The organism is Ornithinimicrobium sp. (genome assembly GCF_035267225.1).
Classification (GTDB): Bacteria; Actinomycetota; Actinomycetes; order Actinomycetales; family Dermatophilaceae; genus Ornithinicoccus.
Genome location: NZ_DATFMA010000064.1, coordinates 1 through 12248 on the forward strand (window position 1 = coordinate 1; position 12248 = coordinate 12248).

The following is a 12248-nucleotide window of genomic DNA, read 5'->3' on the forward strand; positions in this document are numbered from 1 at the left end:
CGGGCACGAGATCGAGCCGCCGGACCTGGTCGCCTATGTGCGCCAGGAGGCACGACGTGGCGACGGCTGGGTGAAGCTGGTCGGCGACTGGATCGAGCGCGACGTCGGGGACCTCGCGCCCTGCTGGCCCGTGCCGACCCTGGCCGCCGCCGTGTCCGCTGCGCATGAGGAGGGAGCGCGGGTGACCGCGCACTGCTTCGGCGAGCAGTCTCTGCGTGACTTCGCCGAGGCGGGCACGGACTGTATCGAGCACGCGACGGGGCTGCAGGACGACACCATCGACGACTTCGCCGCCCGCCAGATCGCCATCGTGCCGACTCTGGTGAACACGGCGAACTTCCCGTCCTTCGCCGACGCCGGTGAGGCGAAGTACCCCGGCTATGCGGCGCATATGCGGGACCTGTACGAGCGCCGGTTCGAGGTCGTCGGCCAGGCGCGAGAGGCCGGCGTGCCGGTGTACGTCGGCACCGACGCCGGGGGATACCTGCCGCACGGGCTGGTGGCCCGCGAGGTGGAGGCGCTGACCCAGGCGGGCTTCACCACCCTCGAGGCGATCAGCGCTGCTACCTGGGCCGCCCGGGCATGGCTTGGCCGTTCCGCGATCAGCGAGGGTTCGCCGGCGGACGTCGTCGTGTACGCCGAGGACCCACGCCTGGATGTGCGCACCCTGGCCGACCCCCATCGCATCGTGCTGGGAGGGGTCCCTCGGCCGTAGCCGGTGGCTGTCTCCGGCTGGCGAAAGGACGCTGGTTTCGCTCCCCACGAGAGATATCTGGCACACTGGGCCGGTACTCATCCCCGCGGCCTCTCACCGCGGTGCGTTGTGTCCGTTCGTAGTGACCGCCGCCGCGGGTATTCCCCACGCGGAAGCGCGCACTCATCCAGACCAGAATGAGGAGACACCCCGCACGTGGCTGTCAAGATTCGTTTGAAGCGCATGGGCAAGATCCGCGCGCCCTTCTACCGTGTCGTCGTGATGGACTCCCGCGCCAAGCGCGACGGCCGGGCCATCGAGGAGATCGGCAAGTACCACCCGACCGCGGAACCGTCGCTGATCGACATCGACTCCGACCGGGCACAGCACTGGCTGTCCGTCGGCGCCCAGCCCACCGAGCAGGTGCAGGCGCTGTTGAAGGTCACCGGCGACTGGGCCAAGTTCACCGGCGAGGGTGACCCGGCCGGCACTTTGCGGCCGGTGGCTGCGCCACGGGACAAGAAGGCCCTGTACGAGGCTGCTCTGGCTGCCGCCGACGGCTCCGGCCCGGACACCCCGCGCTCGGCCAAGAAGTCCGTGCCGTCGAAGGCGGACGGCCCCGAGCCCGCCAAGGCGGACAACGTCTCCAGCGACCCGTCCGCAGTCGTCGACAGTGGCGACGGCGAGGGCTCGTCGCCCGACGAGGCGACCGCCTCCCAGGCCTGAGCATGCTGGAAGAGGCGCTGGAGCATCTCGTCAAGGGGATCGTGGACCACGACGGGGACGTCGTGGTCCGCCACAAGGGCGGACGCCACGGTGAGGTCCTGGAGGTGCGAGTGCACCCGGACGACCTCGGTCGGGTGATCGGGCGTCGCGGACGCACGGCGAGCGCGCTACGGACGGTCATGACGGCGCTGGGGCAGGGCGGCAAGGTCCGCGTCGACATCGTGGACACCGACCGACAGCGCTGAGGCCGTCAAGCCCCCGCGATGCCAGTCGACGATGTCCCGGAGACGACACCACGGGTGATCGCGCGTGTCGGCAAGCCGCACGGCCTCCGGGGGGAGGTGACCGTCGAGATCCGTACCGACGACCCCGTCGGCCGCCTGGCACCGGGAACCGTCGTCGCGGTGGACCCGGCCGAGCGAGGTCCACTCACCGTGCACTCGGCGCGGGTCCACCAGGGTGTGCACCTGCTGGGCTTCGACGGTGTGACCGACCGTTCCCAGGCCGAGCGGCTGCGAGGGCTTCGCCTGATCACTCGGACGACGCAGCCGCACGGCGCGACGCGCAGGCACGATGAGGATGACCCAGAGGAGTACTACGAGGACGAGGTGGTCGGTCTGGCGGTCCAGCTCCCCTCCGGCGCCCCGGTGGGATACGTGAGCGCGCTGCACACCCGCCCGGCCCAGGATCTGCTCGAGGTGCGCACGCACGAGGAGCGCACCGCGTTGGTCCCGTTCGTGGCCGCCCTGGTGCCCCTGGTCGACATCCCGGCGGGTCTCGTCGTCATCGACCCGCCGCCGGGGCTGCTGGAACTGGACGCCTGAGTGCGCATCGACATCGTCAGCATCTTCCCGGACTACCTGGAGCCCCTGGATATCTCACTGCTGGGCACTGCCCGGCGCAACGGGCTGCTCGACATCCGCGTGCACGACCTGCGTCAGTGGACCGGCGACCGTCATCGCACCGTGGACGACACGCCCTACGGCGGCGGGGCCGGCATGGTCATGCGACCGGAGCCGTGGGGCCAGGCGCTCGACTCGCTGTACGCACCCGACTCGGCCGCCGCCCGGCCCCACCTCATCGTGCCCTCACCAGGGGGCCACGTCTTCACCCAGGACATCGCTGGGAAGCTGGCCTCCGAGCCGTGGCTCGCCTTCGCCTGTGGGCGCTACGAGGGCATCGACGAGCGGGTGGTCGACGAGGCCACCGCGCTGATGCCGGTGTCCGTGCTCTCGCTCGGCGACTACGTCCTGGGCGGTGGAGAGGTCGCGGCGCTGGCCATGGTCGAAGCGATCGCCAGGCTCGTGCCCGGCGTCATCGGCAACGAGGAGTCCCTGAGGGAGGAGTCACACACCGGGGGACTGCTGGAGTACCCCGTCTACACCAAGCCGCCCTCCTGGCGCGGGCGGGAGGTGCCCGAAGTGCTGCGGTCGGGCAACCATCCGGAGATCAGGCGTTGGCGAGAGCAGCAGCGGCGACAGCGCACAGCCGAGCGCCGCCCGGATCTGGTGCCCGACCAGGGCATGGTCGAGCTCACCGGGGCTCTGGCGCACCGGAAGGACCTGCGCCTCACGTCAGCACAGCCGGGCGACGCCGGCGAGCTGCTCACTCTGGCCCGGGCCTGCTGGCTGCCTGAGGCCGAGGAGCAGGGCAGCTTCGAGATCCCCGCGCTGACGGAGGACCTCGCTGACGTCCAGCGATGGATGGCGGACTGGCTCACCTGGGTCGTACGGATGGACGGGCGCATCGTCGGGTCGGTACGCGCACGCCGGGCCGGGCGGAACTTCGACATCGGCCGGTTGATGGTGGCGCCCGATGTGCAGGGATGCGGCCTGGGGCAGGCACTGATGCAGCATGCCGAGAGATCTGCCCCGGCCGAGCTGACCGGTTTCACCGTGTTCGCCCGGGCCCACTCCCCGCGGCACGAACGGCTCTACCGCCGAGCGGGATACCGCGTCAGTGGGCACTCGCAGTTCGGCGGCGTTGCCACGGTCGAGCTCTTCAAGCCGCGGCGCACCGAGGCGGGCTGACCGCACGGCCTCCCGCGGTGCGCTTTCGCCGCCGGGTGAGGGTTGTGCGAGAATCGCCGTTGGCGCTCACACTGGCCCTTTGAGTCGTGCCCCTGCCACAGGGGGCGTGCACGACACGCCGGCAAACGCCATACCAACGACGACATGCCGCCACCGCACCGCGGTGGACCGACAGCCGTGGGTGACCTGTGGCACCGCGAGGAAGCGAACACCGCCATGCACCAGCTCGACCATGTTGACGCCGCCAGTCTGCGCGACGACATCCCCGACTTCCGCGGTGGCGACACCGTCAAGGTCCACGTCAAGGTGATCGAGGGCAGCCGGTCGCGCATCCAGATCTTCCAGGGAGTCGTCATCCGCCGTCACGGCGGGGGTGTGGGCGAGACCTACACCGTGCGCAAGGTCAGCTTCGGTGTGGGGGTGGAGCGCACGTTCCCCGTGCACTCGCCGAACGTCGAGAAGGTCGAGCTGGTCAGCCGGGGTGACGTGCGTCGCGCCAAGCTGTACTACCTGCGCAACCTGCGCGGCAAGGCGGCGCGCATCCGGGAGAAGCGATAGCCCCGGCTGCGGACGACGGGCTCAGAGCACAGCCGTGATGGGTCAGCGTCGGCGTCCGACCCAGCCCCAGGCGGACCCGGCCTCCGGCGGCGAACCAGCGTCGCCGGCACCTCGCCGCGCCCGCGACGGGATCTGGTCGGTCATCCGGGAGGTGCTCTCGGTGGCCGCCATCGCCCTGGTGATCTCCTTCCTGATCAAGACCTTCCTGGCGCAGGCGTTCTGGATCCCGTCGGGATCGATGGAGAACACGCTGGTCTACGGGGACCGCGTGATCGTCAGCAAGGTGCAGTCCGGGCCCCTGGCCATCGACCGCGGGGACATCGTGGTCTTCGAGGACCCGGGCGACTGGCTTCCGCCCGTCACTCCGCCTGACCGGGGACCGGTGCTCAACCCGGTCGTCGACGCCCTCGAGTTCGTCGGTCTGGCGCCCACGACCGAGGGCAACCACCTGATCAAGCGCGTCATCGGCCTCCCGGGCGACCGTGTGCGGTGCTGTGACGGCGAAGGTCGCGTCACGGTCAACGGGCAGGCGCTGGACGAGGACTACCTCTTCCCGGGGGACGAGCCGAGCGAGTCCGCCTTCGATGTCACCGTGCCGGAGGGGCGGGTGTGGGTGATGGGCGACCACCGGTCGATCTCGGGAGACTCGCGCGCCCATGACGACGGCTCCGGCGCGAACGGGTCCATCCCGCAGGACCGCATCGTGGGCCAGGCCATGGCCCTGGTGTGGCCGTTGTCCCGCCTCGACTGGTTCCAGACCCCGGCGACCCTGAGCGAGGTGCCCTCCGCGGCGCCGGTCCGCCAGTCGTGAGCGAGCTCTCCCGCCCGGCACCCCCGGCCCCCCGGGGGGGCTCGCTCCGGCACGGCGCGCCGGCCCGTCCCCGGCGCCGGCCGTCTCTGCGTGTCGAGCGGACGCTGCAGCGGCAGGGCTACCCGGTGGTGGTCGGCATGGACGAGGTGGGTCGCGGGGCGCTCGCCGGGCCGGTCAGCGTCGGCGTCGTGGCCGTCGACGCGAGGTGCCGCTCGGCCCCCAGCGGTGTCAAGGACTCCAAGCTGCTGACCAGGGCCGCCCGGGAGGCGTTGGTGCCACGCATCCAGCGCTGGGCGTTGGGGTGGGCCGTGGGGCACGCCAGCGCGGAGGAGATCGACCGGTTCGGCATCATGACCGGTCTGCGCCTGGCGGGGGAGCGTGCCTTGAGCGCCTGCGGCGTGAGCGCAGACCTCGTGCTGTTGGACGGCAACCACGACTGGTTGACCCACCCCACCCGGGTCGGGCTGTTCGCGGCAGCCGAGCTCGACGGGGGGTGGGGGTCGGGGTCCGCCCCGTCGGGAGGAGCGACGTCGGCGCCGCCCGTGCGCACCATGATCAAGGCGGACCTGTCCTGCTCCTCGGTGGCGGGAGCCAGTGTGCTGGCCAAGGTGACCCGGGACGCACAGATGGTGGCCTGGCACGAGACCTACCCGGCATACCGCTGGAACGTGAACAAGGGGTATGCCGCCCCCGAGCATCTCGAGGCGCTGCGGGAGCATGGCCCGTGTGAGCAGCACCGGCGCAGCTGGAATCTGACGGGGACGATGCAGGAGGTGGAGCGCGGTGAGTGCTGAGGATCTCGAGCGCTACGAGTCGGACATGGAGCTCTCGCTGTACCGGGAGTACCGGGACGTCGTGGGGCTGTTCACCCACGTCGTCGAGACCGAGCGCCGCTTCTACCTGGCCAACGAGGTCGACGTGGCGGTGCGCACGGGGGACGGGGAGACCTGGTTCGAGGTGACGATGAGCGACGCCTGGGTGTGGGACGTGTACCGTCCGGCGCGCTTCGTCAAGAAGGTGCGGGTGATCACCTTCAAGGACGTCAACGTCGAGGAGCTGTCGCGCTCCGACCTGGAGATTCCCAAGAGCGGCTTCTCGGAGTAGCAGGCCGGCGCGGCGGGGTCCACATCGTTGCCGGGGGCTCGCCGGCGTCCACAGGTCGACGCTGCCGCGGTCGGGGTGCTCCGGCCCCGGCCCAGGCTGGGGTCATGACCCACCGAGGAATGCCGCACCGCGTGGCTCGCGAGGTCGGAGACCGCGGGGAAGAGCTGGCTGTCGCTCATCTTGCCGCCGCCGGCGTGCGCATCGTGGACCGAAACTGGCGATGCCCGCACGGAGAGGTCGACATCGTCGGCGTCGACGGGCATCAGGTGGTCTTCTACGAGGTCAAGACGCGTCGCTCGAGGAGGTTCGGTCATCCTGCGGAGGCGGTGACACCGGCCAAGGCGGCGCGGCTCCGGCGACTGGCCGGGCTGTGGATGCGACAGCATCCGTATCGCGGTCGCGACCTGCGGGTCGACGTGCTCGCCGTGACCCTGAGGGGTTCGGGGGCGGTCCGGATCGACCACCTTCGCGGGGTGGCGTAGTGGGCTTTGCGGCCACCAAGGCCGTGGCTCTGAGTGGCGTGGAGGGGCACGTCGTCGATGTGGAGGCGCACGGCCACCCTGGCCTGCCCGCCTTCGTGGTCAGTGGCCTGCCGGACGCGGCGTGCGCCCAGGCCCCGGACCGCATCCGTGCTGGGACGAGCACCGCCGGTCTGGCCCTGTCGATGCGCCGATGGACGGTCAACCTCTCGCCTGCCGGTCTGCCGAAGGTGGGCAGCGGCTTCGACATCGCCATCGCTGTGGCCTTGCTCGGCGCCGACGGCCAGCTCCCCGGACGGCTCACGCGGCCGGTGGCCCATATCGGGGAGCTGGGTCTGGACGGCTCGATCAGAGCTGTGCCGGGGGTCCTGCCCATGGTGCTGGCCGCCGCTCGCAGCGGTGTGGAGCGGATCGTCGTGCCGACGGCCAGCGCGCGCGAAGCCTGCCTCGTGCCGGGCCTGCGCGTCCACGCCGTGGGTGACCTGACCGATCTCACCCGGCTCTACCGCACCCTGTCCCAGGGCCATGAGCCGCAGGACCGCACTCCCGACCGTCCACCCCGAGGGGCGACGCGGATGCCCGACCTCAGCGACGTGGCCGGTCAGGCGGAGGCCAGGGCCGCGCTGGAGGTCGCCGCGGCCGGGCAGCACCACATCCTGCTCCTCGGTCCTCCGGGCGCGGGCAAGACGATGCTCGCCGAGCGGTTGCCCGGTCTTCTGCCCGGCTTGCGGTCGACCGAGGCGCTGGAGGTGACGGGCATCCACTCGGTCCTCGGCCTGCTCCCGGAGGACGGCTCGCTGATCGAGGCCCCGCCGTTCGTGGCGCCTCACCATGGAGCGTCGATGGCGTCGGTCATCGGGGGTGGCAGCGGCCGGGTGCGCCCCGGCGCCGTGTCGCGCGCCCACCGAGGCGTCCTCTTTCTCGACGAGTCGCCGGAGTTCCGACGGGACGTGCTGGACGGGCTCAGACAACCGCTGGAGTCCGGGGAGGTCGTCATCGCCCGCGCTGAGCGGCACGTCCGTCTTCCCGCGCGCTTCCAGATGGTGATGGCGGCCAACCCCTGCCCGTGCGGGGCCGGTTTCGCCAAGGGTCGCGGCTGCCAGTGCACGCCGCTGGCCCGAAGGAGCTACTTCGGCAAGATCTCCGGTCCGCTGTTGGACCGGATCGACCTCAGAGTGGTGCTGCTCCCGCTGACACGCGCGGACCTCGGCGACTCGGCGGGGGAGAGCAGCGCTGACGTGGCCGCGCGGGTCGCTGGCGCCCGGGAGCGGCAGCGCCGACGGCTTCGGGCCACGCCGTGGGCGGTCAACGCCGATGTCCCGGGTGCACATCTGCGGGAGGGAGCGTTGCGCCTATCGGCCGAGGTGACCCGGGACCTCGACCGCGCCATGGATACGGGGACGCTCACGTTGCGTGGGTACGACCGGTGCCTTCGCGTCGCGTGGACTCTCGCAGATCTGGCCGGCCGGGACCGTCCTCTGCGCGCCGACGCCTCCTTCGCCCTGACCTTGCGCGCCCCCTCGGGGATGGCCGCATGAGTGAGCATGGTCCGGCAGACCGGCCACTCGGCGGCATCAGCCCACGCACCGACCTCACCGCCGAGCAGCGGGCGGCGATGGCGTGGTCGCGTATCGCCGAGCCGGACGACCGCACCGCCCGCGCGATGGTGGCCGAGCACGGGCTTGTCGAGGCGCTGGAGCTGGCTCGAGCAGGCATATCCGGTCGGCCCCGAGCCAGCGCAGAGCGCTTCCAGGCACGCCTGCGGCAGCTCGACATCGACCACGATCTGGACATCACCGGCACTGTCGGCGCTCGGCTGCTCTTCCCGGAGGACCCGTACTGGCCTGCCGGGTTGCACGACCTCGCCTGGCCGCCGTGGTGTCTGTGGGTGAGGGGCCCGGGGGAGTCCGGGCCGCAGTCGTCGGCGTTCCCGGGTGCGAGGCTGGGCCGCAGCGCGGCCATCGTGGGGGCCAGGGCGAGCACGTCGTACGGCGAGTTCGTCGCCTCGGAGCTCGCCTCGGGGTTGGCGGTCCGCAGGTTCACCGTCGTCTCCGGCGCCGCCTTCGGCATCGACGCGGCGGCGCACCGTGGCGCCCTCGCCGTGGACGGAGTCACCGTGGCTGTGCTCGCCTCGGGGGTGGATCGTGCCTACCCGGTTGCCCACACCGCGCTGCTGGAGCGCATCGCGGAGGCGGGTGCGGTGGTCAGTGAGGTCCCTCCGGGATCGGCGCCGACACGCAGCCGATTCCTCGCTCGCAACCGCCTGATCGCGGCCCTGGCCAGCGGCACGGTGATGGTGGAGGCCGGCCTGCGCTCCGGAGCCCGCAGCACGGTGAGTGCGGCGGTGGAGCTCTGCCGCCCGGTGGGCGCCGTGCCTGGACCCGTGACATCGATGGTCTCCGCCGGTTGTCACGAGGACCTGCGAGCCGGGCGCGCCCAGCTCGTCACCGACGCCGCCGAGGTGGCCGAGCTCTTCGGGGCTCTCGGCGATGACCTCGCGCCGGTCAAGCGCGGAGAGTCCCGGCCGGGTGACGATCTTGATCCGGACGCGTTCCGAGTGTGGCAGAGCCTGCCGCCACGGCGCTCCATCGGCGTCGAGGCCCTCACCACGGCGGCCGGGCTCAGTGTGGCCGAGGTGATGGCTGCCCTGGGCCAGCTGGAGGCGGCCTCGCTCGCTCAGCGTGGACCCGCGGGGTGGTCGCGGGGGCACGGGTGAGCCTGCGCAAGCTCCCACGGACACTGACGTGGCCGCTGCTGTGTGCCTGGCTGGTGTCCAGCTGGCTCCCCGGCGCGGCGGCCTCCGACGCGCAGCCGGAGACGGAGCAGGTGGATCGGCTCCGGGTGGCCGACCATCGCGAGCAAGCACTGGCTGATGCGGCCTTGACGGCCGTCCGGGCCGTACAGACTTCCGCGAGGGTTCAGCGTGCCCGGGCTGACCCGGGGCGGTGGGAGTGGCCGCTGCCGGGGCGAGAGGTCCTCGTGCGGCCCTTCGAGCGACCGGCTCGACGGTGGCTGGCCGGACACCGGGGCGTCGACCTGCGGGGAAGACCCGACGGCCCAGTGCGATCTGTGGCTGACGGGCAGGTGCGGTTCTCAGGCGTGGTGGCTGGGGTGCAGGTGGTGTCGGTCAGGCACAACGACGGGGTGGTCAGCACCTACCAACCGGTGCGATCGCACGTGAGCAGGGGAGAGGCGGTCACGCAAGGGCAGGGGCTGGGCAGCCTGGATGCGCAGGGGAGCCACTGCGCGCCCTCCGCCTGTCTGCATCTCGGCGCGCGCCGGGCCGGGGAGTATCTCGATCCGATGGTGCTGCTGCGTTCCTGGGAGGTCTCGCTGCTGCCCCACCTCTGAGCCTCCCGGCGTGTCGGGCGACGCGGGACCAGCCGCGCTGGTCAGGCCCGAGGATGGGCCTGGCGGTACGCCGCGTGCAGCCGACCTGTGGACACATGGGTGTAGACCTGGGTCGTCGCGAGACTGGCATGACCGAGGATCTCCTGCACGGTCCGGATGTCGGCACCCCCGTCGAGCAGGTGGGTGGCCGCGCTGTGTCGCAGCCCGTGAGGCCCGATGTCCGGGGCGTCGGGGAGCTCGCGCATCAGGGCGTGGACGACCGTGCGGACCTGGCGCTGGTCCACTCGTCGACCGCGTCGGCCGAGGAACAAAGCCGTCTCGGCGGGCGCACCGTCGCGGGTCAGCCGAGAGCGGGCCTGGTGCAGGTACTCCTCGACGGCTCGCGCGGCGGGCGCACCGAAGACGACCATCCGCTCCTTGTCGCCCTTGCCGCGCACCTTCGCGTGGCCGGCCCCGATGTCGACGTCGCTGGTGTCCAAGGCGCACAGCTCGCCGACCCGGATCCCCGTGGCGTAGAGCAGCTCGAGCATGGCGCGGTCACGCATACCGATGGGGTCCTCGTCGTCGGAGGCCACCGCGGCCAGGTCCATCAGCGCACCGGCCTGCTCCGAGGCCAGGACTCCGGGCAGGTGCCGCTCCTGGCCCGGCGCCTTCAACCGCACCGCAGGATCGTGGCTCAGCCGCCCGGTCGCCGCGGCCCAGGCGAAGAAGGTCTTGACGGATGCGGCTCGCCGGGCCACCGAAGAGCGGGCCAGCCCCGAGCGCGACTGCTGCGCCAAAAACGAGCGCAGATGCGCCAGGGTGACCTCGTCCAGGGCGAGCACACCCTGCTCACGGAGGGAGCCGTCGAGAGCCGTGAGGTCACCGAGATAGGCCCGCACGGTGTGCGCCGAGCGGGACTGGTGCACCCGCAGCTGGTGCGCGAAGGTCTCGCGCAGATCGGCAGCGATGACCGCCTCGCCGTCCGCCGCCGGCTCGGGACTCACATCAGCCACTCTGACACGAGGCAGCCAGCCTCAGCCGGAGCCGCGCCCCAGGGTGCCCAGGCGCCGTGCGCCTTCGCGCAGGACGGCCTCGTCCTTGCAGATGGCCAGGCGGACCAGCGTCGGAGCCAGACCCTCGTCGGAGCAGAAGGCCGACACCGGTACCCCCACCACACCGGTCTGCTCCGGCAGGTCCCAGCAGAACTGGACGGCGTCCCGGACGCCGAGCGGCGCCGTGTCGACGACCACGAAGTAGCCGCCGGCGCACGGGGCGACGGACAACGGCGTGTCCGCGAGAGCATCCGTCATGAGGTCCCGTCGCCGGGCCATCGTCTGCGCCAGCCCGGCGAAGAAGTCGTCCGGGAGACGCAGACCATGGGCGATGGCCGGCTGGAAGGGCCCGGAGGCGGTGAACGTGAGCCCTTGCTTGACCGTGGCCACGGCCTTGACCAGGGCCGCGGGGCCGGTGACCCACCCCACCTTCCATCCGGTCGCCGAGAACGTCTTGCCGCCGGAGGAGATGGTCAGGGTGCGCTCCGCCATACCGGGCAGTGTGGCCAGGGGACGGTGCACGAGGTCGTCGTAGACCAGGTGCTCGTAGACCTCGTCCGTGACCACGAGCAGGTCGTGGGCGATGGCGATGTCGGCGATCGCGCGCAGCTCGGAGTCGGAGAAGACCTTGCCGGTCGGGTTGTGTGGGTTGTTGAGCACGATCAGCCGGGTGTGCGGGCCGACCGCCTTCTCCAGCTCCGTCGGGTCCAGCTCCCACTGGGGGAACCGCAGCGGCACGGCTCGGTGGACGCCGCCGGCCAGGGACACCGCGGAGCGGTAGATGTCGAAGGAGGGGTCGAAGGTGATGACCTCTTCGCCGTTCTCCACCAGCGCGAGGACGGATGCGGTCAGCGCCTCGGTCGCCCCGACCGTGACGAGCACCTGGCCGGCGGGGTCGAGCTCCAGGCCGTAGAAGCGGTGCTGGTGCTCGGCGACGGCCTCACGCAGGACCGGCATGCCCCGAGCGGGTGCGTACTGGTTCTTGCCGCCTTCGATGGCCTCGTGCACCAGGGCGCGCAGCTGCGGCAGCGGCTCGGAGTCGGGGAAGCCCTGGCCGAGGTTCACGGCGTCGAACTCCAGGGCGCGGCGGGTCATCTCCCCGAAAACCGATCGGCCGAACGGCTGCATCCGGGATACCACTGAGGTGCGCATGGCTTCACGGTAGACCGTGGGGCGGCGGCAATTTCGGCGCTCGTCACGCGCCCAGTACGATGGAGCGCACGTGTGGCCACGAGAGCCGCACGAATACGCGCACGACAGGCCGGTGCTCATCCGCCGGGACGCGCCCTCGCAGTCCGCCTCGCCGTTCGGTGAGTCGGAAGGGGGCGGTCGCTCGTGCCAGGACCAACTGCACACAACAGAAAGCGAGACCTCGGCATGGCCGTCGTCACCATGCGCCAGCTCCTGGAGAGCGGCGTCCACTTCGGGCACCAGACCCGCCGGTGGAACCCCAAGATGAAG

The 12248-nt window shown here is 71.6% G+C and carries 16 protein-coding genes; 14 read left to right on the top strand and 2 right to left on the bottom strand.

Annotation, left to right across the window (positions count from 1 at the left end):
* The 13 genes from VJ976_RS05425 to VJ976_RS05485 all read left to right on the top strand — a co-directional run.
* The coding region (locus VJ976_RS05425; RefSeq protein WP_324099094.1) for an amidohydrolase family protein at positions 1-715 on the top strand (715 nt) is incomplete at its 5' end.
* 195 nt (positions 716-910) lie between these two features.
* Complete coding sequence (gene rpsP, locus VJ976_RS05430) at positions 911-1420, top strand: 30S ribosomal protein S16 (protein WP_324099095.1); 510 nt, start codon at positions 911-913, stop codon at positions 1418-1420.
* Positions 1421-1422: 2 nt separating this feature from the next.
* Positions 1423-1665: an RNA-binding protein gene (locus VJ976_RS05435; RefSeq protein ID WP_324099096.1), complete on the top strand. Its 243-nt coding sequence runs from the start codon at positions 1423-1425 to the stop codon at positions 1663-1665.
* Between the two features lie 18 nt (positions 1666-1683).
* Complete coding sequence (rimM, locus tag VJ976_RS05440; protein WP_324099097.1) at positions 1684-2244, top strand: ribosome maturation factor RimM; 561 nt, start codon at positions 1684-1686, stop codon at positions 2242-2244.
* The gene (trmD, locus tag VJ976_RS05445; RefSeq protein WP_324099098.1) at positions 2245-3450 is read left to right on the top strand and encodes a tRNA (guanosine(37)-N1)-methyltransferase TrmD; all 1206 of its coding nucleotides are present in this window, start codon (positions 2245-2247) and stop codon (positions 3448-3450) included.
* 216 nt (positions 3451-3666) lie between these two features.
* The gene (gene rplS / locus VJ976_RS05450; RefSeq protein WP_324099107.1) at positions 3667-4008 is read left to right on the top strand and encodes a 50S ribosomal protein L19; all 342 of its coding nucleotides are present in this window, start codon (positions 3667-3669) and stop codon (positions 4006-4008) included.
* A gap of 37 nt (positions 4009-4045) precedes the next feature.
* On the top strand, positions 4046-4819 hold the full coding sequence (gene lepB, locus VJ976_RS05455; RefSeq protein WP_324099108.1) for a signal peptidase I: 774 nt from the start codon (positions 4046-4048) through the stop codon (positions 4817-4819).
* On the top strand, positions 4816-5613 hold the full coding sequence (locus VJ976_RS05460) for a ribonuclease HII (protein WP_324099099.1): 798 nt from the start codon (positions 4816-4818) through the stop codon (positions 5611-5613). Before lepB ends, VJ976_RS05460 begins: the two co-directional genes overlap by 4 nt.
* A complete protein-coding gene (locus VJ976_RS05465) occupies positions 5603-5923 on the top strand; it encodes a DUF2469 domain-containing protein (RefSeq protein WP_324099100.1) in 321 nt (106 codons plus the stop codon). The genes VJ976_RS05460 and VJ976_RS05465 overlap by 11 nt, the downstream gene beginning before the upstream one ends.
* Before the next feature lie 104 nt (positions 5924-6027).
* A complete protein-coding gene (locus VJ976_RS05470) occupies positions 6028-6405 on the top strand; it encodes a YraN family protein (RefSeq protein ID WP_324099101.1) in 378 nt (125 codons plus the stop codon).
* Positions 6405-7940, top strand: coding sequence for a YifB family Mg chelatase-like AAA ATPase (locus tag VJ976_RS05475; protein WP_324099102.1), 1536 nt, complete (start codon positions 6405-6407; stop codon positions 7938-7940). Before VJ976_RS05470 ends, VJ976_RS05475 begins: the two co-directional genes overlap by 1 nt.
* Entirely contained in the window at positions 7937-9118 is a 1182-nt protein-coding gene (locus VJ976_RS05480; protein ID WP_324099103.1) for a DNA-processing protein DprA, read from the top strand. The genes VJ976_RS05475 and VJ976_RS05480 overlap by 4 nt, the downstream gene beginning before the upstream one ends.
* Positions 9115-9753, top strand: coding sequence for a peptidoglycan DD-metalloendopeptidase family protein (locus tag VJ976_RS05485; protein ID WP_324099104.1), 639 nt, complete (start codon positions 9115-9117; stop codon positions 9751-9753). Before VJ976_RS05480 ends, VJ976_RS05485 begins: the two co-directional genes overlap by 4 nt.
* Positions 9754-9794: 41 nt before the next feature.
* Here the strand turns inward: VJ976_RS05485 and VJ976_RS05490 are convergent, their stop codons facing one another.
* Entirely contained in the window at positions 9795-10739 is a 945-nt protein-coding gene (locus tag VJ976_RS05490) for a tyrosine recombinase XerC (protein WP_324099105.1), read from the bottom strand.
* Positions 10740-10769: 30 nt separating this feature from the next.
* The gene (locus VJ976_RS05495) at positions 10770-11939 is read right to left on the bottom strand and encodes an aminotransferase class I/II-fold pyridoxal phosphate-dependent enzyme (protein WP_324099106.1); all 1170 of its coding nucleotides are present in this window, start codon (positions 11937-11939) and stop codon (positions 10770-10772) included.
* Positions 11940-12164: 225 nt separating this feature from the next.
* Here VJ976_RS05495 and VJ976_RS05500 point away from each other — a divergent pair.
* Positions 12165-12248 (top strand): 30S ribosomal protein S2 (locus tag VJ976_RS05500; RefSeq protein ID WP_324099109.1); only part of this gene is annotated, 84 nt, incomplete at its 3' end.

Excerpts from the sequence above, each read along its gene's own strand:
- VJ976_RS05435 (WP_324099096.1), top strand. The coding sequence starts at position 1,423 with ATGCTGGAAGAGGCGCTGGAGCATCTCGTCAAGGGGATCGTGGACCAC.
- rimM (WP_324099097.1), top strand. The coding sequence starts at position 1,684 with ATGCCAGTCGACGATGTCCCGGAGACGACACCACGGGTGATCGCGCGT.
- rplS (WP_324099107.1), top strand. The coding sequence starts at position 3,667 with ATGCACCAGCTCGACCATGTTGACGCCGCCAGTCTGCGCGACGACATC.
- lepB (WP_324099108.1), top strand. The coding sequence starts at position 4,046 with ATGGGTCAGCGTCGGCGTCCGACCCAGCCCCAGGCGGACCCGGCCTCC.
- VJ976_RS05470 (WP_324099101.1), top strand. The coding sequence starts at position 6,028 with ATGACCCACCGAGGAATGCCGCACCGCGTGGCTCGCGAGGTCGGAGAC.
- VJ976_RS05480 (WP_324099103.1), top strand. The coding sequence starts at position 7,937 with ATGAGTGAGCATGGTCCGGCAGACCGGCCACTCGGCGGCATCAGCCCA.
- VJ976_RS05495 (WP_324099106.1), bottom strand. The coding sequence starts at position 11,939 with ATGCGCACCTCAGTGGTATCCCGGATGCAGCCGTTCGGCCGATCGGTT.